The organism is Marinomonas sp. PE14-40, from assembly GCF_051623805.1.
Classification (GTDB): domain Bacteria; phylum Pseudomonadota; class Gammaproteobacteria; order Pseudomonadales; family Marinomonadaceae; genus Marinomonas.
The window spans coordinates 2,978,294-3,003,635 of the sequence record NZ_CP130700.1 but is presented as its reverse complement, the minus strand read 5'-3'; the positions used below and the strand labels follow the sequence as shown (position 1 = coordinate 3,003,635).

General features: G+C 43.9%; 24 protein-coding genes. 12 read left to right on the top strand and 12 right to left on the bottom strand.

The annotated features are described in order from the left end of the window. Positions 1 to 27: 27 nt before the first annotated feature. Positions 28 to 681 carry an ABC transporter permease gene (locus Q0A08_RS13980; protein WP_438462136.1) on the bottom strand — a complete coding sequence of 218 codons (654 nt, stop codon included), beginning with the start codon at positions 679 to 681 and terminating at the stop codon, positions 28 to 30. A 427-nt stretch (positions 682 to 1,108) separates the two neighbouring features. On the opposite strand from Q0A08_RS13980, the gene Q0A08_RS13975 reads away from it, so the two are divergent. The 3 genes from Q0A08_RS13975 (at position 1,109) to Q0A08_RS13965 (ending at position 3,328) form a co-directional block, all read left to right on the top strand. After that, positions 1,109 to 1,864: a hypothetical protein gene (locus Q0A08_RS13975; RefSeq protein WP_438462135.1), complete on the top strand. Its 756-nt coding sequence runs from the start codon at positions 1,109 to 1,111 to the stop codon at positions 1,862 to 1,864. Positions 1,865 to 2,165: 301 nt separating this feature from the next. Continuing rightward, complete coding sequence (locus tag Q0A08_RS13970; RefSeq protein WP_438462134.1) at positions 2,166 to 2,621, top strand: hypothetical protein; 456 nt, start codon at positions 2,166 to 2,168, stop codon at positions 2,619 to 2,621. A 281-nt stretch (positions 2,622 to 2,902) separates the two neighbouring features. Continuing rightward, a complete protein-coding gene (locus Q0A08_RS13965; RefSeq protein WP_438462133.1) occupies positions 2,903 to 3,328 on the top strand; it encodes a hypothetical protein in 426 nt (141 codons plus the stop codon). Between the two features lie 172 nt (positions 3,329 to 3,500). Here Q0A08_RS13965 and Q0A08_RS13960 read toward each other — a convergent pair whose 3' ends face one another. The 5 genes from Q0A08_RS13960 to Q0A08_RS13940 all read right to left on the bottom strand — a co-directional run bounded on the left by Q0A08_RS13960 (position 3,501) and on the right by Q0A08_RS13940 (position 8,647). Then, complete coding sequence (locus Q0A08_RS13960) at positions 3,501 to 4,256, bottom strand: GntR family transcriptional regulator (RefSeq protein WP_009833970.1); 756 nt, start codon at positions 4,254 to 4,256, stop codon at positions 3,501 to 3,503. A gap of 81 nt (positions 4,257 to 4,337) precedes the next feature. After that, on the bottom strand, positions 4,338 to 5,441 hold the full coding sequence (locus Q0A08_RS13955; protein WP_438462132.1) for an ABC transporter ATP-binding protein: 1,104 nt from the start codon (positions 5,439 to 5,441) through the stop codon (positions 4,338 to 4,340). Between the two features lie 43 nt (positions 5,442 to 5,484). Further along, positions 5,485 to 6,342: a carbohydrate ABC transporter permease gene (locus Q0A08_RS13950; protein WP_438462131.1), complete on the bottom strand. Its 858-nt coding sequence runs from the start codon at positions 6,340 to 6,342 to the stop codon at positions 5,485 to 5,487. Positions 6,343 to 6,352: 10 nt separating this feature from the next. Beyond that, positions 6,353 to 7,306, bottom strand: coding sequence for a carbohydrate ABC transporter permease (locus Q0A08_RS13945; protein WP_438462130.1), 954 nt, complete (start codon positions 7,304 to 7,306; stop codon positions 6,353 to 6,355). A 69-nt stretch (positions 7,307 to 7,375) separates the two neighbouring features. Further along, entirely contained in the window at positions 7,376 to 8,647 is a 1,272-nt protein-coding gene (locus tag Q0A08_RS13940) for an ABC transporter substrate-binding protein (RefSeq protein ID WP_438462129.1), read from the bottom strand. A gap of 192 nt (positions 8,648 to 8,839) precedes the next feature. On the opposite strand from Q0A08_RS13940, the gene nagB reads away from it, so the two are divergent. The 4 genes from nagB (at position 8,840) to Q0A08_RS13920 (ending at position 13,081) form a co-directional block, all read left to right on the top strand. Continuing rightward, a complete protein-coding gene (gene nagB, locus Q0A08_RS13935) occupies positions 8,840 to 9,682 on the top strand; it encodes a glucosamine-6-phosphate deaminase (protein WP_438462128.1) in 843 nt (280 codons plus the stop codon). After that, on the top strand, positions 9,675 to 10,559 hold the full coding sequence (locus tag Q0A08_RS13930) for a BadF/BadG/BcrA/BcrD ATPase family protein (RefSeq protein ID WP_438462127.1): 885 nt from the start codon (positions 9,675 to 9,677) through the stop codon (positions 10,557 to 10,559). Before nagB ends, Q0A08_RS13930 begins: the two co-directional genes overlap by 8 nt. Next, positions 10,556 to 11,704: an N-acetylglucosamine-6-phosphate deacetylase gene (gene nagA, locus Q0A08_RS13925; protein ID WP_438462126.1), complete on the top strand. Its 1,149-nt coding sequence runs from the start codon at positions 10,556 to 10,558 to the stop codon at positions 11,702 to 11,704. Before Q0A08_RS13930 ends, nagA begins: the two co-directional genes overlap by 4 nt. A 159-nt stretch (positions 11,705 to 11,863) precedes the next feature. Beyond that, positions 11,864 to 13,081: an MFS transporter gene (locus Q0A08_RS13920; RefSeq protein ID WP_438462125.1), complete on the top strand. Its 1,218-nt coding sequence runs from the start codon at positions 11,864 to 11,866 to the stop codon at positions 13,079 to 13,081. Positions 13,082 to 13,163: 82 nt separating this feature from the next. Here the strand turns inward: Q0A08_RS13920 and Q0A08_RS13915 are convergent, their stop codons facing one another. Both Q0A08_RS13915 and folE2 read right to left on the bottom strand, forming a co-directional pair. Beyond that, on the bottom strand, positions 13,164 to 13,661 hold the full coding sequence (locus Q0A08_RS13915) for a Fur family transcriptional regulator (RefSeq protein WP_438462124.1): 498 nt from the start codon (positions 13,659 to 13,661) through the stop codon (positions 13,164 to 13,166). Between the two features lie 124 nt (positions 13,662 to 13,785). Continuing rightward, complete coding sequence (folE2, locus tag Q0A08_RS13910; RefSeq protein ID WP_438462123.1) at positions 13,786 to 14,736, bottom strand: GTP cyclohydrolase FolE2; 951 nt, start codon at positions 14,734 to 14,736, stop codon at positions 13,786 to 13,788. Positions 14,737 to 15,078: 342 nt separating this feature from the next. Between folE2 and Q0A08_RS13905 the strand changes: the two genes are divergently transcribed. The 5 genes from Q0A08_RS13905 to Q0A08_RS13885 all read left to right on the top strand — a co-directional run bounded on the left by Q0A08_RS13905 (position 15,079) and on the right by Q0A08_RS13885 (position 19,611). Continuing rightward, on the top strand, positions 15,079 to 15,822 hold the full coding sequence (locus Q0A08_RS13905; RefSeq protein ID WP_438462122.1) for a metal ABC transporter ATP-binding protein: 744 nt from the start codon (positions 15,079 to 15,081) through the stop codon (positions 15,820 to 15,822). Then, the gene (locus Q0A08_RS13900) at positions 15,815 to 16,726 is read left to right on the top strand and encodes a metal ABC transporter permease (RefSeq protein ID WP_438462121.1); all 912 of its coding nucleotides are present in this window, start codon (positions 15,815 to 15,817) and stop codon (positions 16,724 to 16,726) included. Before Q0A08_RS13905 ends, Q0A08_RS13900 begins: the two co-directional genes overlap by 8 nt. Further along, positions 16,723 to 17,859, top strand: coding sequence for a metal ABC transporter solute-binding protein, Zn/Mn family (locus tag Q0A08_RS13895; protein WP_438462120.1), 1,137 nt, complete (start codon positions 16,723 to 16,725; stop codon positions 17,857 to 17,859). The genes Q0A08_RS13900 and Q0A08_RS13895 overlap by 4 nt, the downstream gene beginning before the upstream one ends. Before the next feature lie 57 nt (positions 17,860 to 17,916). Then, positions 17,917 to 18,552, top strand: coding sequence for a DUF1007 family protein (locus tag Q0A08_RS13890; protein WP_438462119.1), 636 nt, complete (start codon positions 17,917 to 17,919; stop codon positions 18,550 to 18,552). A 90-nt stretch (positions 18,553 to 18,642) separates the two neighbouring features. Beyond that, positions 18,643 to 19,611, top strand: a complete 969-nt coding sequence (locus tag Q0A08_RS13885; RefSeq protein ID WP_438462118.1) for a nickel/cobalt transporter — start codon at positions 18,643 to 18,645, stop codon at positions 19,609 to 19,611. Positions 19,612 to 19,789: 178 nt separating this feature from the next. Here Q0A08_RS13885 and hutG read toward each other — a convergent pair whose 3' ends face one another. The 4 genes from hutG to hutU all read right to left on the bottom strand — a co-directional run bounded on the left by hutG (position 19,790) and on the right by hutU (position 25,228). After that, a complete protein-coding gene (gene hutG / locus Q0A08_RS13880; protein ID WP_438462117.1) occupies positions 19,790 to 20,599 on the bottom strand; it encodes an N-formylglutamate deformylase in 810 nt (269 codons plus the stop codon). Beyond that, positions 20,592 to 21,815, bottom strand: coding sequence for an imidazolonepropionase (gene hutI, locus Q0A08_RS13875; RefSeq protein WP_438462116.1), 1,224 nt, complete (start codon positions 21,813 to 21,815; stop codon positions 20,592 to 20,594). The genes hutG and hutI overlap by 8 nt, the downstream gene beginning before the upstream one ends. 140 nt (positions 21,816 to 21,955) lie before the next feature. Further along, on the bottom strand, positions 21,956 to 23,509 hold the full coding sequence (gene hutH / locus Q0A08_RS13870) for a histidine ammonia-lyase (RefSeq protein WP_438462115.1): 1,554 nt from the start codon (positions 23,507 to 23,509) through the stop codon (positions 21,956 to 21,958). 24 nt (positions 23,510 to 23,533) lie between these two features. After that, on the bottom strand, positions 23,534 to 25,228 hold the full coding sequence (hutU, locus tag Q0A08_RS13865) for a urocanate hydratase (protein ID WP_438462114.1): 1,695 nt from the start codon (positions 25,226 to 25,228) through the stop codon (positions 23,534 to 23,536). Positions 25,229 to 25,342: the final 114 nt, after the last annotated feature.

Here is a 25,342-nt window from a genome sequence, read left to right as displayed (position 1 = left end):
AATCTCAATAAGCGATGAAGTCAGGGATTAGGCTTGGGCACTCTCTCTTGGTGTCAGCTTCTTCTGTAAAAACATGAGGGAGTAATCAGCGATAATCGCCAACACACTAACGGCGATAGCACCGGCAATAAGCTGTCTTGGATCACTCTGTGATATGCCTCGGCTAATCAATACGCCCAGACCGCCAGCACCGATATAAGAGGCAATGGCCATAACGCCTATGTTCATCACCACAGCGATACGAATACCCGCCATAATGACAGGCGTCGCTAAGGGGATTTCGACCATTCTTAAACGCTGCATAGGGTTCATGCCGATACCGCGAGCGGCTTCTCTCAAGGCAGGATCAACATTGTTTATCGCCGTATAGGTATTGCGAATAATAGGTAGTTGCGAATAAAGCAGAACCGCAATCACAGCAGGCAGATAGCCTATCCCTTGGCCGATAACGGACAATATTGGGATCATCAAACCGAACAAGGCAATAGATGGAATCGTGATTATGATGGAAGCAATATAGAGGACTATATTGGCCATTTTTTCATTTTGAGTGATGGCTATACCGATAGGTACACCCGTGACAGTAGCCAGTCCCACTGCGACAGCGACCAATGAAATATGCTCAATCGTTAACTTAAGCAGCAGTTCATGGTTTTGAAATAGAAAATTAATAATTTCCATGCTCTTCCTCAGAATAACTAGCGATCGTTATATAAGACTGAAGCCCGTTCAGTCATAACCAGATTAGGGGAATTAACCGCCATTTTTTAAAACTAATGCGACATTTTTGATGAAAAAAGCGACATCAGTTTTACGAGGCGCACATAATACCTAAGTTAAGCTTAGTTGCTAGTTTTTCACTTGAGAGGGAAGAGTAAGAGCGGGTGGTTGGGGGGGGAGTGGCCCAAGAGATAACTAATAAAGCCGAAACTGTGAATTGTATTTGTATATGGATATTCTTCTAATTTATCAAAATACTAAGGTATGAAAAGACTGAAATACTCTGTTATTGTGCCAGCTTTAAAACTAAGTAGAATCAATTGGTTATCATTATTGTGCGAAAGTAACCGTGCAGTTAATCGTAAATAGGGATCGTAATAGGTAAGTTATGCAGCAAGGGTTTATCACTGATATTGGTTGGAAAAAACTGAAAACTGAGGATAAAAAGTCTCTTGAGTTAATCCGTCTACATTTTAAAAGTGCTAATTATTTATCTGAAGGTGTCAACTCACAGGAATTAGTTGATAAATCATTCGAAGCTATGGGGAAAAGATTTCGCACAAGAATAAATCGAGAAATCGCATCTTATGGAAGGTATAAAAATGATAAACACGATGGGGTCTTTTTAATTATTCAAGGCGCTATAAGAGATTATGATGCGGCAAATCAGTTCTTTCCACCCAAAGCATCAGATGCAAAAAGAATGTATCAACAATTTCAAAATGAAAGGGGGACGTTTGGTAGAAGTACCACTAAATCAATAAAAAACTTATCAGTTGCTATTGAATGGCTCAAAGAACGGACTCCATTGAAATTTGAAGAGGAGCAGCTAAATGAAGCAGAAGAGGCTTTGAATAAAATATCTGAAATCCTTGAGTTACAATTAAAAAGTAAAGGTTTAGTAAAATGTCCAAACTCTAGCGCGGAAAATTTTGTGAAAGATGTTTGTGGTTTTTTAATGTGGTACGCGAATATTAAACCGACTAAGGCAATCACAGATACAGGCGATAAAACACCTTTATTAAGGTTCTTAGAAGTTTATTACCCTTTTGAAGCAGAGGTTGCTTTATCTAGTTTATATGAGAAAGAAAAAAGAGCCGCTCCTCATGATAAAATTGGTAGTAGCTTTATGCCTGTAGTATAGGGTGCAAAGTAGACTAATTATCGGACTGATTTTACACCCTATTAGTTGAATTCGTAAAAGTTAAAATATATGTAATTCACAGGTATGAGGTACATATGAACGAATTTATAGAGCTATTGTTGGCTTCAGCTGCATTAATAACTGCAGTTGCAAGCTTAATTAAAGCAATCAAATAAGGTAGCAATATAATAATGTAATTACTTATTTAAGCACCCAATTACTATGGCTTAACTTTTTCAGAATGGCTGTTTTTAAAATCACTCTTAACTATTAGATAAAAATTTGGATTATGCGAGAATTATTGAAGACAGAAATTTTACTTTCGTTTTTATTGGGTTCAATGCCAATAGTTTTAGCTAGAAATCAACAAGATTTTTCTGCGGTTAAAATATTAGCAAGTTTGAATCCTGGAGATTTCATCGTTAAGTACTTTGTATATTTACTATGCATTCATTTGGTTGTTTGGTTTGTAAATCAGCGGGTTTTAAAAACTAATCAAACCCTGTCTCTTTTTTTTCAAAAACTGCATGAATTCACGTATAAGCTTGGTTTTGCTATTCATGGTATATACCGAGCACTAGCTGGAGCTGTTCCAGTAGCAATGGTATTTGAAATAGAAAAATATGGCTTCGCTCAAGGATGGAAGGTGATAACAGTATACAGCGTAGTTCTGTCTATCATTTGTTTATGTGCGAGTTTGGCTTTGTCTAGGGCTGCAGTTTATACGGCTCCGAGAAAGTCATTGTTTTATAGATGAGTTAGATAAGAAAAGCTTTAATTCGTTCCCACACAGAATATGGAAACGAGGATTGAAAATAAATAAAAATGTAGAAGGTACTATTAATTTAACGGATAAAATTTATTAGAACCTTACTTCTATTTTTTAGCTTAAGCAGGGTGGGACTTAAAATTGAGAAAACTAATAACTCTTTTAGTTAGCTGTTATTAAAATGCATAATAAATTCTTTAAGTATAAGAATAAAAGTCGACGAAAAATTTTAGTTCAGCCAACCTATATTGTCCGTTCAAGGAGGAATTGTGGAAGAAGCAAGCATAAATTATATAGCGTGGTGGGGGGCTGGGTTGTCTACCTTACTTGCGATAATAAAGCTTTGGGAGCTTTGGCAAAGTCGTTTTCGTATCGATATAGGATATGGGCTTACAAGTGATGAATATCGGGGTAACAATATTTACATCAGAAACTTATCTGGTAAGCCAATGATTCTTAGTTACTGGGAACTATTTTATAGGCATAACTTTTGGCCTTTTTTAAAAGACTCTTATATCTTGTCACCTGAAGAAGACGCTTTTGATTCAAAGATAGAATCATACTCAAGTAAAACATTGAATTTTAGAGGGCCTGATCATTTCAGTTGGGGTAGAGAGTCATTAAAGAGACGTAAGATCTATATTCGTTTATATGTTGCTGGACGTAAGCCAATAGTTAAAAAGATATATAAGTAATTGGTATAACCAGCAAGGTGATTTTACTCGTTCCCATGGCAAACATGGAAACGAGGATATTTAGAGGGTTTTCAGAGGGTTTTCAGAGGGTTTTCAGAGGTTTTTATAAGGGGTTAGACGCAAGTAGGCGTCTAAAAACCACCTACCTAAACCAATCTGGGTTTAATAAAAACTAAACCGTGGCGTGAATTTCTGCGACGAAGTCATAACAATCACCCGGGAACCAAGAGCGGGTAAATTCAACCGGTGTGCCTTCGGCGTTAACCCCGGTTCGTTCGATATAAAGGGCGGCATCATGTGGGTTGATTTCGAGTAGCTGAGCACGCTGTTCATCTATGCTGATGGCGCGTAAGCGTTGGAATGCGCGGGTTGGTCGGCAGTTTTGCTGTTGTAGCAAGTCGTATAAAGAGCCTTCCATCGCAAATGGGTTAAGTATGTAGCGGCTTGGAATGGTGGCTAGCTCTAATCCCATAGGTTTACCGTCGGCGATACGAAGGCGGTAAAAGCGCACCACTTCTTCATTATCATCGAGTTTTAGAGCTTGGCATTCTTCTGGCTGAGGCATACCAAGGGATCTATCAATCCATTTGGTCGAAATGCTTTTACCTCGATCTTTCATAATTTCGGTAAAGCTACGCAGATGATTTAACGGCTGTTCGACGCGATCGCTAACAAAGGTGCCTGCCCCTTGTCTTTGAGTGAGCACATCTTCTTTGACTAGCTCATCTATGGCGCGTCTTACCGTTACACGTGAAACATCTAGGTATTTTGCTAGGTCCCGTTCAGGAGGGAGCGCATCACCTGGGTGTACTCTGGCTTCTTGAATCGATGATTGAATCACCTTCTTCAATTGCATATACAGGGGGACACCTGTCTTTTTTAAGTCATCTCCAAGGCCGAAAAGTAAATTTACGCGATGTTGACTCATACTCTGACTTCCTAAACGGGTTACTAACAGTGGTTTGCCCTTAACACTTTGCTAAGGGATGACCATTTTTCTTTTTAACGCTTATGCTTTGTTAAGCCTTGGCAAGGCCATACCTGCTTTATCAAATAAGTAGGTATCTGCTGCGGCGACGGCAAAACGAATACTGTCTCCAGCTTGATATTGGCAATCGCCATCTAGCTTAATGACAATATCTGATTCAGCATTTTGGCCTGTATTCACATAGACATAAGCAAGCTCACCTAAGTTTTCGACCAGTGAGACTCTACCTTGGAATTGATTTTCTTCATCTGTGGCTAATACAAAATGTTCTGGTCGCACGCCTAATTCCACCTTGTCGGCGGGTTTCAGCGTTTGGCCGTCGATAGCGGCACGAATTGACGGGCCGGATTCTAACATAAGTTGTACAGAATCTGATTCAATTGATGTGACCTGAGCCGAGATAAAGTTCATCTTAGGGGAGCCAATAAAGCCTGCGACAAACTGAGTTTTAGGATGATGATAGAGCGAAAGTGGTGTGCCAGCTTGCTCTATACGTCCTTGATTCATCACGACTATTTTATCGCCCAAGGTCATGGCTTCGACCTGATCATGGGTGACATAGACGATAGTGGCGTTAAGTTCTTGATGCAGTTTACCCAGCTCAACTCGGGTTTTAACCCTTAATGAGGCATCGAGGTTAGACAGGGGTTCATCAAATAAAAACACCTTAGGATCACGCACTATGGCACGGCCAATGGCAACCCTTTGTCTTTGTCCGCCGGATAGCTCCCTTGGGAGGCGTTCTAGTAGGTGATCTATTTTTAGTTTCTTGGCGGCTTCTTCTACCTTTAGTTTTACGGCTTGTTTGTCTTGTCCGGCAATCTTGAGACCAAAGGCCATGTTTTTATACACACTCATATGCGGATAAAGCGCATAAGACTGGAATACCATGGCGATGCCACGCTGGGCTGGGGATTGATGATTCACCCTTTGCCCATCTATATGCAGGTCGCCTTCTGTGATTTCTTCCAAGCCAGAAAGTAGGCGTAATAGGGTGGATTTACCACAGCCTGATTCGCCTATGAGTACCACGAATTCGCCGTCTTTAATGTCTAGATCTATGCCGTGCAGTACTTGCACATCACCAAATCGTTTTTGAATATTATCGAGTTTTACACTTGCCATGAGTTAGTCTCCAACGGTCAAAGTTAAAATGAAAAAGCGTGCGTTATTTGACCGCTCCGCTGGTTAAGCCGCGGATTAGCTGTCGAGAAAAAATGGTATAGAGCACGAGCACAGGCACTATGGCCATGGTGAGTGCAGATAATACTGAGTTCCAATCTGTCACGTATTGGCCTACAAACTGCTGTACCCCTAGGGTTATGGTGCGTGTCTCTTCCCCTGGTGCCAGAATGAGTGGGAACCAAAGGTCGTTCCAAATGGGAATCATGGTAAACACGGCCACAGTTGCCATGGCAGGTTTTAGCAAAGGCAAGATGATGCAGAAGAAGATCTTGTATTCACTCACCGCATCGCAACGGGCGGCTTCTTTTAGCTCTTTGGGTATGGTGCGAATAAATTCAGACAGAATATAAACCGCTAAGGGCAAACCTTGGGCGATATAGACGAGCACCAGTGCGGTGAGCGTATTGACCAAATTCAAATCCACCATAAGGCGTAAAATACTCACGGTACCTAATCGAATCGGGATCATAATGCCCATGGCAAACAAGAAGGTAATCAAGAGGTTAGTGCGAAACTTATATTCGGTTAACGCCCAAGCTGCCATAGCGCCTAGTAAAAGCACTAGACCAACCGCAAGCAGGGTAACCACTAGGCTATTCCATGAATAAAGGCCAAAGTCTGAACGCAGTAATACTTGTTCAAAGCCCACTAAGGTGAAGCTGTCCATAGTCGGTAAAGCCAATGGATCACGGAAGATGGCACGACGTTCCTTAAAGGCGTTAATTATCACCACTAAGATAGGGAACAAGGCAATCACAGTGTAGGCCATTAAGACCCCATGAATGGCGACACTCTTAGGGACTGAACGCCCCAAATTAAAGTTTTTAAATGCTGAAATCATCATGGTCACCTTAAAATTGGAAGCGCTGAATGCGACGTTGAACAAAGAAAAGGAAGAGCATGATGCCAACCAAAATAATGAGGAACATCAAGGTCGCTACTGCGGCACCCATGGTGGCGCTGCCTTCTTGTAATTGGAAACCAAAGAAGGTGCGATAGAAGAAGGTCCCCATCAAATCTGTCGAGAAGTTAGGGCCTGCTAATGCGCCTTTTACTGCATAAATGAGCTCAAATGCGTTGAAGTTGGCGACAAATGTCAAAATGGACACCATAGCGATAGTCGGCAAAATCAATGGCAGTTTGATGTACCAGAAGGTCTGCATTGGGTTAGCCCCATCCACCACACTGGCATCCACTATGTCATCTGGAATGTTTAATAAAGTGGCATAAATAAGCATCATAGGTATGCCGACAAATTGCCAAACAGAGATGAAACTTAAGGTGATAAGGGCAGAGCTTTCTTTACCTAACCAAGCATCAAAATAATGGTCTAAGCCTAGGTGATAGAGGAAATTCTCAGAAATCCCCCAAATTGGGCTTAATAATAGCTGCCAAACAAAGCCGATGATGACCACAGATAACATGGTTGGCATAAAGATAAAGGTGCGATAACTGCCTGAAAACCTTAACTTAGGCGAGCTTAATAAAACCGCTAATAACAGACCAATCGGGTTCTGTACCAACATATGTATGATAAAGAACTTGAAGTTGTTAGCGAGGGCATTCCAAAACGCGGATGACCAATTATCGTCACTGATAAGCGTGATAAAGTTTTGCAATCCAACAAAACTACTTTGCCCTTTTTGTTCGTCATAAAGACTCAAAACAAGGGTGTCTAGTAGGGGATATACGCTAAAAGTTAGGTATATCAGTAGGGCAGGCCCTAGAAAAAAAACAATATGCCAAGGGATAGGTTTTTTTTCGATGGCCGACTCTGGGGTAGATTTTGATTTCGGTAAGGTCATACGCCTGTCTCATATTGACGGAAAACCTTAGCGGTTTTCCGTCATTGTTATTGTATTACTGAGTCGATCTTATTGCTGTGGTGCGTACCATGCTTGCAAGCCATCCTGAGCTTTTTTCGCTGCCGCTTCTGGGCTCATGGTGCCATTAAGTACCTGAGCGCTGACATTCCATAGGGCATTTTCAAGGTTTGGTGTACCACGAGATAGGATCTGGTAAGAGTTACGTATCGTCGAGTTACACTGGTCTCTCCAGCTGACAAACTCTTGGGCAACCGGATCATTAATCGTGACCTTGTGGTTAGATAACGGGAAGAAGCCAGGTACTGCATTAGCAAATAAGTTGGCAAACTCAGCTGACGCCATCCAGCTTAATAGCGCTTTTGCTGCTTCTTTATTATCTGAATTGGCATTGATACCAATACCAATATCCGTATGGTCACTGATGTAACAAGCATCGCCTGCTTTTGGAACAGGTGGTGGGAAAGCACCAAATTCGAATTCAGCCTGATCGTTAAAGGTTTGGATATCCCAAGAACCGGCTGGGTAGATAGCAGCACGCTCTAGGGTAAAGAGGTTTTGAGAGTCAGAATACTTTTGTGCCTGATAACCACGGCCTAGGTAATCTTTCCATTTCGCCAGTTCTTGCCAAGTTTCAAGATACGCCTTATCCGTTAACTTGCCTTTACCTGTGATTAGCGCTTTACGACCATCTTCCCCTTTCCAGAAGTTAGGGCCAACATTTTGAAAGCCCATGGTTGCTGCTTCCCATTGGTCTGCTGTTCCCATAGAAAGTGGGATATAGCGGCTTTCAGATTTAATGGTATCTAGCACCTTATAAAACTCATCTTGAGTCGCGGGCACTTTTAAGTCGAGCTCTTTAAAGATGGCTTTGTTATAGATAAAACCGTGAATAACAGAGGCAAGTGGTAAGCAGAATTGCTCTTTACCATCATCCGTTACCCAAGCACTTTTTGATACATCAGAGAACTCATTTAAACCATCCAGACCTGCTAGGTTTTCGAGATGACCATTTTGATAAAGGCTTAATGAGGTATCGAATGGACGACAGGTAATCAAGTCACCCGCTGTACCTGCTTGCAGTTTGGCTTGTAGTGCTGAGTTGTACTCTGCTGGTGGTGTTGGTGCAAAGTGAACCTTGATATCTGGGTGTGATTGGTTAAAAGCCGGAAGGATCACATCGCTCCAAATATTGGCATCATCACTACGCCAACTTTCAATCGACAAACTGCCGCTTGCCTGTACGCTCGTGATAGTGGCTGCAACCAAAGTTAGGCTTATGGCGCTCTGTTTTAGTAGGGTAACGGGTCTAGCTTTTAACATGGCTAACGCTCCAATTTTTAGGTTTAAACCTGAGTTTTTTGTTTTTATTGGTATATATTTGGTATCTAACTTCGGGTAAAAATTAGCACCAATTGTGCTTGTTGGCAAATAAATAACCGATAAAAATGAAAAAAATTTGGCCTTTTGTTCGAAATGGACTTATATTGGTATCTAAATTAATTGGAGATAGGTATGCGAATTATTATTTTGCCTAATGCCAAAAAAGTAGCCCAGTATGCTGCTGATCGTCTGGCTCAACAGATATCAATAAAGGCAAATAGTGTGTTGGGTTTGGCGACAGGGTCGACACCTTTGGCCTTATATAAAGAGTTAATAAGCCGTTACCAAAATGCTGAGTTAAGTTTTAAGCAGGTTAAAAGCTTTAATCTTGATGAGTACATAGGCATCAGTGCTGAGCATAATCAGAGCTATCGTTATTTTATGAACCACCATTTGTTTGAGCAACTTGATATACAGCCAGACAATACTCAGGTGCCAGCCGCTAATCTGACGACCAAGTCTGAGCTAGTGAAAAGTGCGGCTGACTATGAAGCACAGATTGCAGCAGCAGGGGGGATTGATCTGCAAATATTAGGGATTGGTATCAATGGTCATATTGGTTTTAATGAACCTAGCTCCAGCCTTGCCTCTCGTACTCGAGTAAAAACCTTGTCGCAATCAACAGTCGAGGCGAATAAACGCTTTTTCGATGAGGGTGAGTTTCAGCCTTATCTTGCTTTGACGATGGGAATCGGCACGATTCTAGAAGCGAAAGACATACTCTTATTAGCAACGGGTGAGAATAAGGCCAATGCGATAAAGGCAATGGTAGAAGGTCCTCTCTCTGCCATGGTGCCGGCGAGTGCTTTGCAGCAGCATACCAATGTGACTGTCATTATTGATGAGGCGGCAGCGGCTGAGTTAAGTCTGAAAGAATATTATCAATGGAGCGAGAAGCAGCAAGACCTGTTAGCAAAGAGTGCTTTAACGAAAGACAGGCTAGCACAATCTGAATTGGGAAAAACACATGAATAGCAGTTTGTATTTAGGCGTTGATGGGGGCGGCACCCATTGTCGCGCGCGCTTGGTAAATAGTGATGGCTGCTTTCTTGGGGAAGGGGTGTCGGGTTCTGCTAATCCAAGAATTGGGATTCAGGCTGCGTGGCAAAATATTATGGATGCTTGCCAACAAGCCTGTGACCAAGCGGATTTAAAAGAATCTGATTATTCAAGAGTGCATCTGGGCTTAGGCTTAGCGGGAGCGAATCAAGCATTAGAGCAGGATATTGTTTTGTCTCAGGTTCATCCTTTTGCCGCGGTTTACTTGTTAAGTGATGCCCATACTGCTTGTTTAGGCGCATTCTCAGGAAAGAATGGCGCCTTGTTGATTTTTGGCACGGGGAGCTGCGGGCTTAATTATCATGATGGTGAATTTGATGTCATAGGCGGCTGGGGCTTTCCTGTGTCTGATCAGGGCAGTGGCGCACGTATTGGTTTGTCGGCATTGGAAGCCTCGTTAGCGGCCTTGGATGGCATTGGTAGAGAGTCTTCATTGACGCAAGAAATTAACCAAATGTTTGCAGATGATGCCTCTCAATATGTTTTGTTCCTTAATCGCCAACCCTTACCCAGAGAGTACGGGGTGTATGCGCCATTAGTGTTTAAACATGCGGCCAATGGCGATGAGGTTGCCTTAGCCATAGTACAAGAGCATAGCCTTTGGGCCAGTCGTTATCTTGATTGTTTGTTGGCGAAAGGCGCTGAAAAAGTTGTGTTAACAGGCGGTGTGTCTGACGCTTTAAAAGCCTATTTACCTAAGACGTACCTGAATAATTTGGTTGAAGCGGAAGGTGATGCAATGGATGGCGCCATTTATATGGCTAGGCACAAAATAGGAAGGAGCGCAGTATGACACGATTCTTAGTAAATACGCTGTTTGATGGCGAGCGCTGGTTAAAGCATCAAGTGGTCGAAATTGAAGGGCAGAGAATTAAAAGCGTTTCTCCAAGAGCAGATCATGATAATGGCATTGAAGTTGATAAGCTGGTGCCGGGTTTTATTGATGTGCATGTTAACGGTGGTGGTGGTGCCTTGTTTAATCATGAGCCTAGTTTGGCTTCTTTAAATACTATGATTCAGGTGCATGCCCAATATGGCACAGTGGCCATGATGCCGACTTTAATTTCAGATGATTTTAGTATCATGTCTGCTGCTCATAAGGTGATTAATCGCGCAATAGAAGGCGATATGCCGGGTATTCTGGGCATACATTACGAAGGCCCTTATTTGAATCCTGTACGAAAAGGCGTGCATGACGAAGGTAAGCTGCGCTCGCCTACAGAAGACAAGGTTGCGTCATTATTGAGTTTGCCTGAATCGGGTAAGTTAATGGTGACCTTAGCGCCCGAGCAAGTGCCTGCTGATTTTGTGAGCTGGCTGGTGGCCCAAGATGCCATTGTTTGTATTGGTCATTCGGCGGCTACCTATGAAGAAGCTATGGCAGCGGTCAATAGCGGTGCCCGTGGCTTTACCCATTTATTCAATGCTATGAGTGGGCTGACTTCACGTGAGCCAGGTGTTGTAGGTGCTGCCTTGCAAACAGGGCATGATACCTGGTGTGGTTTAATTGCCGATGGCCACCATGTGCATCCTGCGGTGATGAAAGTCGCGCTTGCGGCTAAAGGGAGTGAGAGAGTCATGCTGGTCACGGATGCGATTCAAAGCGTGGGTTCTGATGCCAGTGAAATGGCGTTATTAGGTAAAAAGGTGATTCGACATCAGGGTAAAGTAACGACAGAAGACGGCACCTTAGCAGGGTCTGATCTCGATATGGCTAGTGCAGTACGTAATGCGGTAAAACTGATTGGTCTTGATGAAGCCAGTGCCTTGCAAATGGCATCCCTAAGGCCAGCTGAATTCTTAGGTTTAGATAAAGAATTTGGCCGCATTCAAGCGGGATATCGTGCTAGTCTTGTGGCGCTAGATGATGACCTTTTTGTACAGCAAACTTGGATTGATGGGGAGATAGCTTACCAAGCAGAAACCGTTCAAGTTTGACGACTTTTATCCTCAAGTTTATCTGTGCCTTTTAGCCATGCGATTAGAAAAAAGAAGCATTAGAAAGTAGAGTCATTAGAAACTGAACTCTAAAAGATAAGCCAGATATTTGCCCTTAAGCAATAACTGGCATAGGTATAGATAAACTCAGGATTAGTTATGTCGACCCCAGTAAAACTCATTAGCTTTGCCATTGCATTTGCTTGCATCTTATTAGCGCTTAACTTTGGTTTGCGTTCTTCCATGGGCTTTTTTATGGCCCCGATTTCTACCGAATTTCAATATGGCCGAGAAGTATTTGCCTTCTCTCTTGCCTTGCAAAACCTGTGTTGGGGGCTGTTTCAGCCAATTGCAGGCGCCTTTGCGGATAAATATGGCACGGTAAAAGCCGTGGTGATTGGAGCCCTTGTTTATGCTTTTGGTTTGTATGTTACCGCCAATGCCGATGGGGTATTCGGGCTTAATTTAGGTGCTGGTCTCTTGATGGGGATGGGTATCGCAGCCACAGGCTTTGGTGTGGTATTACCGGCTATGGCGCGAATGGTGAGCCCTGAAAAACGTGCTTTCGCCTTAGGTTTAGGGAGTGCGGCTGGATCTGCTGGACAATTGTTGGTGATTCCCGTGGCGCAAGGCTTTATCGAAGCTTACGGCTGGAGCACAGCGCTTTTGTTAATGGCAGCTTCGGCGCTGATGATGGTGCTTTTGGCTTTTACCTTTAAAGGCATTAAAACATCAGCGCAAAGTACGGATGATCAAGACAAGCAAACCATGTCTGAAGCGCTAAAAGAGGCGAGCCAACATGCCCATTATTGGTGGTTAGTGATTGGCTTTTTTGTCTGCGGCTTTCAGCTCGCTTTTATCACGGTACATATGCCTGCCTTTTTAACCGACCAAGGGTTTGACGAAAGCATTGCCGTGGCAAGTTTGGCCTTGATTGGCTTATTTAATATCTTTGGCTGTTTGTTATCGGGCTCTTGGTCGGGCAAATATTCTAAGAAAATGTTGCTGACCTATATTTATGCTTTGCGTGCTATCTCCATTGCCGCCTTCATGTTGCTGCCTATGACGGCTATGAATGTGTATGCCTTCTCTATTATCACTGGGCTTTTGTGGTTGGCGACGGTACCGCCGACTTCTGGCTTGGTGGCTCAGATGTTTGGTCTTAAGTACATGGGATTACTCTATGGTATTGTCTTCTTAAGCCATCAGTTAGGTTCATTCAGTGGTGTTTGGCTGGGTGGCTATCTTTATGATGCGACCGGCTCTTACGATGTGGTTTGGTGGATGGCAGCGGGCATCGCCTTATTAACGGCTGTGATTCATGTTCTGATTGATGAAAGGCCTGTGGCGCGAGTGCGGGCTATGCTGGCGAGCTAGTAGAGAGAACCTGATAGGGCTAAATAACTCAAGAGAAGTAAGAAAGTGTTGGGTGCTATTCGCTTTCAGCACTCTCTCTTTTTTATTCTTTTAGGTCTTCTTCCTTCAGCCTTTCTTCCTTCAGACAAGTACTACAAATACAGTCTAATTCAAGTTGAGGACTAAGAAGTTTGTAGTCGGCTTCTTTGACTTGCTCATTAAGTTCTTTCACGAGAGCTTGAGCAATATTGACTTCCTTAACGCTGTGACATTTACGGCAAATAAGGAATTGAGAAACTTGATGGTCGCAGTCTTGTCGAATATGAGAGCAGGCAATAAATTTATTTTGTGAGCCAAGTCTATGAATAAGCTGCTGTTGTTCTAGAAACTCAAGAATGCGATATACCGACATGGGGGGCATGGATTCTTGAGTTTGCTCTTTATAAAGGTCTAGTACTTCGTAAGCAGATAAAGGTATTTTGCTGGCAAGTAGGACTTTTAAAATCTCTTCCCTTTTAACGGTTAGGCGTCCGCCTGAATCTTTGCAGCGGTTGGCTGCACTTGCCACTATGTCCTTATAGTCTGAATGTGTCACGCTCACGTTAACTCTTCCTCTTTTAGACTGCTTTTTTTAAACGGTCTTTGTTAAATGACCTCTACTAAAAATTGGGCCCATTGTACCTGAGCCCTGACAGCTTTTTTAGGTATTGTTTAGAGATGCCCTCTTATTTTGGACCCTGTTTAAATTGCGGTCTCAAATCTGCTCGGCCAGTGTCAGGTAAAACCTGAGCAAAAGCATTGTGAGCATGCAGACTTTCTAAGTGTCTTACTTGAATCTCTACCGCTTCATGTTTTTCTCTTAGTGCCTTGCCAAGTTTACGACTGATATCTTCAACAAAGATTAGGTTACTACCATTGAGTTCGGCAAAAGCTAATTCATCCGCGCGTTTTACACTGGTTTGTACTGGTGTGGCGATGATGGTTTCAACTTCTTCGACCAAGGCAACGAGGTTGAAAGTGCTTGCACTTTCATTAAGCGGCAAGGTGATGAGCGCTAAGCTGCGTTGGCTGTGTGGCGTCGCTAAGGTGCCATTTTGCTTAAGCCATTGGGCCACTTCTTGGGTCGGGATAGATTCTTGATCCGCAAAGTTTTGACTAAACTGGTTGGACAAAGTTTCTCTAACAAGGGCCGCAGAACAAGGGCAAGTTGACGAGTATTGGAACTCAGCTTGCAGTGATAGACTGAAGCCAGAGTCTTTGCTCAGCTGCGCACTTAATACCATAGGGTAAGCACGCCATCCGGCAGGACTACCACTAACCAATGCTGGACGCTGCCATAAAAGATCAAAAGCAAGTTCAATCCTAACCACACTTGAATCTAAATCACTGTGGCTTGCCAATACTTGTTCTAGGCAATGTTTCAAGGTTTCAGGCTTGAGTGGTTGCTGGGCTAGTTCATTTAGTAAGAAATAGAGACGTGACATATGAATGCCTTTGGCTGCATTTTCTCCGCCCGGTAAGTCAACTGCTATGCTGGCACATGCTTGGCTGTGTATTTGCTTTCCAGCTTCTTCTAAGCCAATAGGCAGATAAATGTCGTCCATGCCAACCCAGTTTATTTTGGGCTGTTGACTCGTAATTTGGGTATGCGCAACATCAGGCAGTTGATCGATCAAGGTATCTCCTAATTATTCTATCTATTCACTTTGAGCCCTTTGCATGACTGCTGCGCTCGCTAATAGGGTGTTAAAAATAGACTCGAAACGCTCATTCATTATTCATAAGCTCTGCTTCTTCGCCTATTTTTGCCTCTTCATAGCTTTGCTCGCGACTTACTGCAAAGGCATCACTTTAATTGTTTACTTTATAAAACTTTAAATGATATGTTATATCATAACGCTAATTATTAGAATGATTAAATTATGCCTTTTTACTCTCTTAGCTTTATTGCGCGCTTTGTGCCGCTCGCTTTATTGAGCTTAATTCTCACCCTCTTAAATTATGGGTTGTTATAAATTATGTCTGCCATGATCACATTGGAGAGCTTGAGCATTGGTTATCAAGCTCAAAACCCGCTAGCCACAGATATTAATGTACAAGTACAGCAGTCAGATGTGCTGGCGTTGGTTGGCTTAAATGGTTCGGGTAAATCTACCCTGCTAAAAACCATTATGGGCTTAGTTAAACCTCTGAGTGGCAGTGTTAATTTAGGTGTGGTGCGCTCCCATGATGTTGCTTATTTACCGCAACAGGCACGTATCGAGAAAGGTTTCCCCATTGAGCTAAAAGAGTTTGTGAGCACTGGTCTTTGGTCTCAAACCGGCTGGTGGCGCTCTATGCGTAACTATGACAAAGAGGTGCAAGAGGCGATAGAAAGAGTGGGCTTAAACGATATGGCTAAAGTACATCTTAGCGAACTTTCGGGTGGCCAAATGCAAAGGGCTTTGTTTGCTCGTATGTTGTTACAACCCAGTAAATTGTTATTACTTGATGAGCCTTTTAATGGCGTGGATGAAGCCACAATTTCTGTCTTGCTAGAACAACTTAAATATTGCCAAGAACAAGGGGTAACCATAGTGGCTGCCATTCATGATCTTGAATTGGTGAAACAGCATTTTGATCAGTGTTTGTTATTCCATCCGAGTGGTCTATTGCAGGGTAATAGTAAGTCCCTGTTAGACGCATCGAATGACAATGCGATAGAGCAAGTACCATTAGAAGTGACGACAGATTCGAGGTTGGACCTTTTAGATCATGCTTGACCTGTTTCCATTCAACCTGAATACATTGTTAGTTGCACCTTTTACAGATTATCAATTTATGGCTAGAGCGTTATTAGGATGTGTGACCTTATCTATTGGGTCCGCGCCTATTGGCGTGTTTTTGATGTTACGTCGCTTGAGTTTGACCGGTGATGCCATGGCGCACGCCATATTGCCAGGCGCCGCAATAGCTTATTTGCTGTGTGGTTTGTCCGTGATCGCCATGACACTGGGTGGTCTTATGGCGGGACTTTTGGTGGCTATGTTATCCAGTGCAACAGCGCTTAAAACAAACTCAAGCGAAGACAGCACGTTAGCCGCCTTCTATCTAGGATCATTGGCATTGGGTGTGATTTTAATCTCGGCCAAGGGCAGTAATATTGACCTTTTACACGTGTTATTTGGCACCGCATTAGCGCTTGATAACGTGGCTTTGATTTTATTGCAAATTACCTGTGTGGTTAGCCTAGTGGTATTGGCGATTATTTATCGCCCTTTAGTGCTTGGCTCGTTAGACCCAGATTATCTGGCCAGTTTTGGTAAAAGCGGCAATGTTGCACATCTTGCTTTTATGTTTTTAGTGGTGGCCAATTTAGTCGCTGGCTTTCATGCCTTGGGCACCTTAATGGCAGTGGGGTTAATGATACTTCCCGCTTGTATCGCCCGTTTTTGGGCTCGCCGTTTGGAGCCGATTATCTTACTTTCCATCCTCATGAGTGCACTCTCATGTTGGGCGGGTTTATTGCTTTCGTTCCATTTTGGTTTACCAACCAGCCCAAGCATAGTGGTTGTTTTGGTGGTTTGTTACCTGTTTTCAATTCTATTTAGTCCATTAAATGGCTTGTTTCGCTCCGTGTTAGCAAGACAAGCCCAACCCTCTATTAATAAGGATCTGTACTCATGAAATCCAGATATCTGGTAAATGTTTTCGCGTCTGCTCTCTTGTCTATCCCGACATTAGGTTTGGCCGCTGAACTGAAAGTTGTGACCAGCTTTAGTGTCTTAAATGACCTAGTGCAAGAAGTCGGTGGTGAGCATATTAGTCTCACTAACTTGGTTGAAGCTAATGGTGATGCCCATGTTTATCAACCTTCGCCAATGGATGCTCAAGCTGTGGCTGAAGCGGATTTATTGGTTGTAAATGGCCTAGGATTTGAAGGCTGGATGGAACGACTAGAGCAATCAGCTGGTTTTAAAGGTGTCAAAATTGCTGCGACTGACGGAGTAAACCTGATTCACCTTGGTGAAGAAGATGAGCACCACGAAGAAGAAGGCCATCACGACGAAGACGAGCATCATGATGAAGAAGGTCATCACGATGAAGAAGGTCATCACGATGAAGACGAGCACCATGATGAAAAAGGTCATCATGACGAAGATGGTCACCATGATGAAAAAGGTCATCATGACGAAGATGGTCACCATGATGAAGATGGTCACCATGATGAAGAAGAACATCATGACGATGAAGAAGCGCACCACGCAGATGAGCACCATCATCACCATGGGGAATTCGATCCACATGCTTGGCACAGTGTGACTAACGTACTTGTGTATGTTGAGAATATTCGCGCAGCACTGGTTAAGCTGGCACCTGAGCATGCGGCTGAATTCAACCAAAATGCTAAGGACTATGTGAAGGAGCTTAAAGCCCTTGAGAAAGACCTAACTCAAAAAATGAGCCAAGTGCCTGAGAATAAGCGCAATGTGATTACCTCACACGATGCTTTTGGTTATCTGGCCCGTGAGTATGGTTTTAACTTTACTGCCCCTCAAGGTATGAGCACAGAAGCAGAAGCCTCAGCAGCTGACGTGGTGAAAATCATCAAGCAAATTCGCAAGGATGACATTCAAGCGGTATTTGTTGAGAAAGTTTCTAACTCTCGCCTAATTGAGCAGATTGCCCGTGAAACGGGTGCCAAGATTGGCGGTGAGCTTTATGCGGATGCTTTGTCTAGCCCTAACCAAGCTGCAGGAACTTATATTAAAATGATGGAACATAATATAAGTACCCTAGTTAAAGCGCTTAGCAATTAATGCTGAAGCTATAACAAGGGAAAGAAATAATTCAGCGTAAAACAAAAGGGTAGGCGTATGTCATCAGTAATTAAGTTAGTTTTTTTACCTCTGGTATTTGGCTTAATGTCCTTATATGCACACGCCCACCCTCACGCTTGGATAGATGTTCAAACCTATGTTGATGGCGAAGATAAAAAGGTCTACGGCATCAATATGGTTTGGCGCTTTGATCCCATGACATCGGTTTATCTTTTAGAAGGTAAAAACTTAGAAAAGCAGGAACAGGTCACCAGCCTTGAGCAGGTCGCCAAAGGGCTGATTGATAATTTAAAGCGTGATTCTTTCTTTACCCAAGTGAGTTGGAATAAAGAAGTTTTAGCTAATTTAGATGCCAGTTTAGAGCGAGTCACCCTAGATGGCATAGATGTCGTGTTTAGTTTTTATCTGGGTTTTGACGAACCTTTGTTGCTAGATCAAGGCGAATTGGGGATTCAGGTGTTTGATCCAAGTTATTTCATTGAGATGTCTTGGCCTAGCGCTAATGACCTACAGCTTAGTGATGCTCTAAGCAGTGTGTGTAAAAGGCAGGTAGTGGAATCTGAGCCCAGTATGGAGCAAATCAGTCAAGCTTGGTCTATGCCGGTAGATGCGAGCCCTGACTTGACGTTGGGGGCGGTATTTGCGCAGCAAAGCCAAATAGCATGCCAATAAACTCATGATGAAGATAAGCGTTAAAACGAGAAGGATGAATAAGATGTTTATCGACAAGGCCGTGTATAACCTGCCAAAAGGGATAGTGAGATGACTCGCCTTTATCCCTATGGTCTGGCTTGTATAGGTCTACTTTTAGCGAGTGGTTTTTATCTCTATGTTTGGCCTGTGTTGCCTTATGTTTTTATCGAGCTACAAGCTTTGCAAAGAGAGTTAACCCGAAGTATTAGTCAGCTGCTTAGTTTGGCTCATGAATACCCATTAAAAGCCTTGTTTTACGTGTCTGCTGCCAGTATCAGTTATGGCTTTTTACATGCTATAGGCCCTGGGCATGGCAAGGTCATCATGGTGAGTTATTTAAGTACTCATCCAACAAAAGTGAAAACCAGTTTAATATTGTCTATTAGTGCTGCCTTGTTACAAGCGCTAGTGGCGATCGTTTTAGTGAGCGCATTGTTGTTTGTGTTAGAGACAAGTATGCGAGAGGTAAATGCTAAGGCTAGTTATCTGATAGATGCCAGCTTTGTGGCCATGATTTTATTGGGTTTACATCTGGCTTGGAAAAGTATTCGAGATTTTCTCAAACAAAAAGCGGACGCCAAATCGCATAGCCACGATCACAGTCATGACCATAGTCACGATCACGGCCATAAAAATGTTCATGAGCATGCCTGTGGTTGCGGCCATAAGCATCATGCCAGTCCTGCTGATATTGAGCAGGCTAAAAACCTAAAAGACTATATAGGCATTGTCTTTAGCATAGGGGTTCGCCCTTGTAGTGGTGCTTTATTAGTGCTGATTTTTGCTAAGTCGTTGGGGCTTTATTGGTTAGGTATGGTAGGTGCCATTGCTATGGGCGTAGGGACGGGTGCGGCTATCTCTTTATTGGCTTTTGTGTCTATCAAAGGTGCTGCTTGGTTGCGTCGTTTTATCAAGCCATCGAGCCAAGGTTCTCAATGGCGAGAGCTTTTTCTAAGGCTTGGTGCGGCAAGTTTTATCTGTGTGATGGGAGTCATCATGATGCAGGGGACAAGTCTCTTATTCTCCCCAGTGTTGTAAGGCTTGGTTAGTTTTATAGGTTTAATCTCGCTTTGATGGAGGTTAAGCCTGTTTAAAAGTTTTAGCACGACCTGCTAATGAGAGCGTTCCCTTTTTATTGGGGTGGCCTTCAAGAAAAAGTTCAAAAGCCTGAGCTCTTTTGAATCCCTCTCTTGAAAGGTTTCCAATATTCTTTGCTCTAGGGTTGGCCCACAGCAATTAAGGCTTCTATGAGGCGTTTAAGTTGTGGGCTGACTTTCTTTTTTTTCTCTTCATCAAGTTGGTAAATCCCTTCTTTGAAAAGCCTGTCATCCAAGTATGTGGCTTGAGATAATTCCAATTGAATCGCGTGAATACCTTGTTCTGGCTGGCCAAAGGAGCGAGTAATATAACCCCCTTTAAAGCGACCATTAGCGACATGGCTGTAATCCGTTCCAGCGATAATCTCATCTAAACTCTTTACTAGTTTTGGATCACAGGCTGCGCCATCGTTATTGCCAAAATTAAAATCAGGTAAAGTGCCTTCAAATAACATAGGGACTTGTGCCGCAATACTGTGTGCATCAAATAAAATAGCATAACCAAACTTGGCTTTTATGCGTTCAAGCTCTTTAGCAATTTTACCGTGATAGGCTTGCCAAATATCTTCTTTGATTTGCGCCTTTAAACTATCTGAGTGGTGTTTACCTTGTAAAAAGACAGGCTCATCAGCAAACAAAATATCAGGAAAAAGGCCTGTTGTTTTAGTGCTGTATAAAGGTTTGTCATCCACTGGGCGATTTAGGTCTATCACATAGCGTGAGTAGTTTGCGCTGATCACTGTGACATCTAATTCTGCTAGAAAGTCGTACAGCTCAGGGATGTACCAATCAGTATCAGGTAAAGGTTTGGCCGCTTCGCTTAAGGTCGCTTGCATATGATCTAACAGGGCAAGACCAGAATGAGGCATGCTCACCAAGACAGGGCTTTCGCCTTGATGAAAGTTAAAAGGGTTAGCAATCTTAGACATTAGCAAGGGCTCCAGATTTAATGCGAGATTTCATCAGATTACCACCTAACCAATAACTTAGCTCCCCCGGACTTTCTACATCCCAGCAAACAAAGTCAGCCAATTTGCCGACAGCAAGTTCACCATGGCTTTCTGCCAAACCAAGGGCCTTAGCGGCATGGATGGTTGTGCCTGCTAAAGCTTCTTCTGGGGTGAGACCAAACAAGGTGCAGGCCATATTCATCATAAGGCGCAAAGATAGGGCTGGTGAGGTGCCCGGGTTTGCATCTGTGGCGATTGCCATAGGGACTTTGTAACGGCGTAGTAAATCGATAGGGGGCTTTTGTGTTTCTTTCAGGATGAAATAAGCGCCGGGTAAAATCACAGCGACTGTGCCTGACTCTGCCATGGCGGCCACATCATCTTCGGTAATAAATTCTAGGTGATCCGCAGACAAGGCCTGATAGCGCGCCGCCAATGTGGTGCCACCTAGGGAAGAGAGCTGCTCTGCATGGAGTTTTACTGGCAAGCCTAACGCTTGAGCAACTTTGAAGTACTTCTCAACCTGAGCTGGGCTAAAACCTATGCCTTCACAAAAAGCATCAACCGCATCGGCTATGCCTAATTTAGCGATTTTAGGCAGAACTTCTGAGCATAAATGCTCTATGTAGTCATCACTACGGCCTTTATATTCTGGTGGTAACGCATGGGCCGCTAGACAGGTGGTTTTGATATCAACTGGGAAGGCCTCTGCAAGTTCTTTAGCGACTTCCAGCATCTTCACTTCATGTTCTAGGGAAAGGCCATAACCTGATTTGATCTCTAGGCTAGTGACTCCATCTTTTAATAGCGAAATAAGGCGACGTTTGCCACTTTCAAATAATTCTTGATGGCTTTCTTCACGGGTCGACTTTACCGAAGAGGCGATACCGCCACCTTGGGCAGCGATTTCTTGGTAGCTGACACCGTTGAGTCTTTGCTCGAATTCATTGGCGCGATTACCACCAAAGACGAGATGAGTATGGCAATCTATTAAGCCGGGTGTGACCCAACCACCACCGAGATCATGACTCTCATCACTGCTGTAATCTGTGAGATCTGCATGCTTTCCTATCCAAGCTATGTGTTCACCGACGACGCCAATCGCAGCGTCTTCTATGTTGTGATACTGGCCTTGATGCATGGTGGTAAGGTGAAAACCATGCCAAAGAGAATCGAATTTGAATGCCTGAGTCATGACAACCCCTTGTTGTTATTGTTAGGCCTAATGTTGAGACCTGTTATAAAAAGATAGGCCAGTACTTTAAAAGTCTGGCCTATTTTTTTGCTAGCTGGGCTGGGTATTACTTCGCCCTAATGACACTTTCTATGCATAGTCTAGGCATTTGCAGGTGTCGGGCCACAGCTTGGTAGTAGACCTGCTGGCATCAAGCTATTGTGTACTGCTTCTGCTAGTAGGTCATTGGCTTTTTCAATGTCAGCCGCAAAGTATCTGTCCTTATCATAAAAAGGCACGCGGGCTCTTAGCTCGGCTTTCGCCTGCTCAAGTAATTCAGTGGACTTAAGCGGTGCACGGAAGTCTAGGCCTTGTGCTGCAGACAGGATTTCGACGGCCAAGATACCACGGGTATTTTCTGACATATCTTTTAGGCGACGTGCCGCAAAGGTTGCCATAGAGACATGGTCTTCTTGGTTAGCGGATGTTGGCAAGCTATCTACAGAACCAGGGTGTGCAAAGGTTTTGTTTTCACTGGCTAGGGCTGCTGCGGTTACTTGGGCAATCATAAAGCCAGAGTTAACACCGCCATTATCAACAAGGAAAGGGGGTAGCTTACTCAAGCTGCTGTCGATCAGAAGTGCCATACGGCGCTCTGACAAACTGCCGATTTCAGCAATCGCTAGGGCTAGATTATCCGCTGCAAATGCCACAGGTTCTGCGTGGAAGTTACCACCAGAAATGATGTCCCCTTCGGCTGCAAAGACTAATGGGTTATCGGATACCGAGTTAGCTTCAACCAAAAGTGTGTTCGCTGAATTACGGATCTGGTCTAGGCAGGCTCCCATCACTTGTGGCTGGCAACGAAGTGAATAAGGATCTTGGACTTTCTCACAGCCAACATGAGACTCGCCCAAATCACTGCGATCAGTTAATAGATGTCGATAAGCTGCAGCGGCATCAATTTGTGTCTGGTGGCCACGTACTTGATGGATTCTATCATCGAATGGACGACGGCTACCCAGAGCGGCTTCCACAGAAAGGGAACCACAAACAATGGCAGACGCGTATAGGTCTTCTGCATGGAACAAACCTTCTAATGCAAAGGCTGTTGATGCTTGAGTACCATTAAGCAATGCTAGACCTTCTTTTGGTGCTAAGGTAATTGGCTCTAGACCTGCAATCGCAAGGGCGGCTTGGCCTGACAACACTTCACCTTTATAGCGAGCTTGGCCTTCACCCAATAATACCGCGCTCATATGAGCCAAAGGCGCTAAGTCACCAGATGCGCCCACAGAACCTTTCTGTGGAATGCATGGGTAAACTTCTTTGTTGATGAGCGTGATGAGCGCTTCAATCACAGATAAACGAATACCTGAAAAACCACGCGCTAGGCTATTAACTTTAAGTGCCATAATCATTTTGACCGTCGCATCGTTCATTAGCTCGCCAATGCCAGCAGCATGAGATAGGACAATGCTGCGTTGTAGTTCTTCTAAGTCTTCTGCGGCAATACGGGTATTGGCCAATAGACCAAACCCAGTGTTGATACCATAAACGGTGCGGTCTTCAGCGATGACATCATTCACAACCTGGGTGCTGGCGTGAATGTCTGCAACAGCGCTTTGATCAAGGGTAATCTTGACGTGGCGACGGCTGATCTGGCGTAGGTCTGCCAGGGTGGTCTTTCCTGGAATTAGGGTAAATTCAAACATGAATTTGCTTCTCCGCAAGGTTTATTATTTTGTTTTATTTGTTTGTGTTGCTTCAACCATAGGTAGGTTCAAGCCTTGTTCTTTGGCGCAGTTGATAGCGATATCGTAGCCTGCATCTGCGTGGCGCATAACACCAGTACCCGGATCATTGGTGAGTACACGAGCAATACGTTCTGCTGCATCATCACTACCATCAGCCACGATTACCATGCCAGAGTGTTGCGAGAAGCCCATGCCAACGCCACCGCCATGGTGTAAAGAAACCCAAGTTGCGCCTGATGCTGTGTTTAATAGGGCATTCAATAGTGGCCAATCAGATACGGCATCTGAACCATCTTGCATGGCTTCGGTTTCACGGTTAGGGCTGGCAACTGAACCAGAATCTAGGTGGTCACGACCGATAACAACCGGTGCTGATAATTCACCAGAGCGTACCATTTCATTAAAGGCTAGCCCGAGTTTTGCTCTTTGACCAAGACCTACCCAACAAATACGTGCTGGCAAACCTTGGAACTGAATCCGTTCGCGGGCCATGTCTAACCAGTTGTGAAGATGAGCATCATCAGCAATTAATTCTTTCACCTTAGCATCTGTCTTATAAATGTCTTCTGGGTTACCAGAGAGTGCAGCCCAACGGAAAGGGCCAACACCACGACAGAAAAGAGGGCGAATATAAGCCGGTACGAAACCTGGGAAATCAAAGGCATTATCTACCCCTTCTTCCAAAGCCATTTGACGAATGTTGTTACCATAGTCAAAAGTAGGGATGCCCATTTCTTGGAAAGCAAGCATGGCTTTAACGTGTTCTGCCATAGATACTTTCGCTGCTTTTACCGTTGCTTCTGGTGCATTTACAGCTTGTTCGCGGTAAGTTTCCCAGCTCATGTTTTGTGGTAGGTAACCATTTAATGGGTCATGGGCTGAGGTTTGGTCTGTCACCATATCAGGGCGAACACCTCGGCGAACAAGTTCAGGCAATACATCAGCCGCATTGGCACATAAACCAATAGAGCGGGCTTCTCCTAAATCTGTGTATTTCTTGATGCGAGCTAGCGCGTCGTCTAGGTCGGTTGCTTGCTCGTCTAGGTAACGAGTGTTTAAACGAAAGTCGATACGGCTTTGTTGGCATTCAATGTTAAGAGAGCTAGCGCCTGCTAGAGTTGCTGCTAATGGCTGAGCGCCACCCATGCCGCCAAGACCTGCGGTTAGAACCCAACGGCCTGCAAGTTCGCCATTGTAGTGTTGGCGACCCGCTTCTACGAAGGTTTCGTATGTGCCTTGCACTATGCCTTGGCTACCAATGTAGATCCAAGAGCCTGCTGTCATTTGGCCATACATAGCCAAGCCTTTGGCATCTAGTTCGTTGAAATGTTCCCAGTTAGCCCAGTGTGGTACTAGGTTTGAGTTTGCAATTAGCACTCTAGGAGCATTTTTGTGTGTTTGGAAAACACCGACAGGCTTACCTGACTGTACAAGTAAGGTTTGATCTTCTTCTAGATCGGTGAGTGACTCAACAATCTTGTCATAGCACTCCCAGTTACGAGCTGCACGGCCAATACCGCCATAAACGACCAGTTCTTCTGGGTTTTCAGCGACCTCAGGATCTAGGTTATTCATTAGCATGCGCATAGGCGCTTCAGTTAGCCAAGATTTAGCGGTTAAGTCTGTTCCTGTTGCTGCTTTAACAGTGCCAGCACGAAAGCGATTTTGTTCAGTCATTGTTATCTCACCTACATACATGTCTATACAAGTTGTTATAAACAATAAGAGCAAAGCCTAAAGAGCGCAATACCCTCTCTTAAAAAAAGCGAAAAAAAAAGTAAAGCCAAGCAG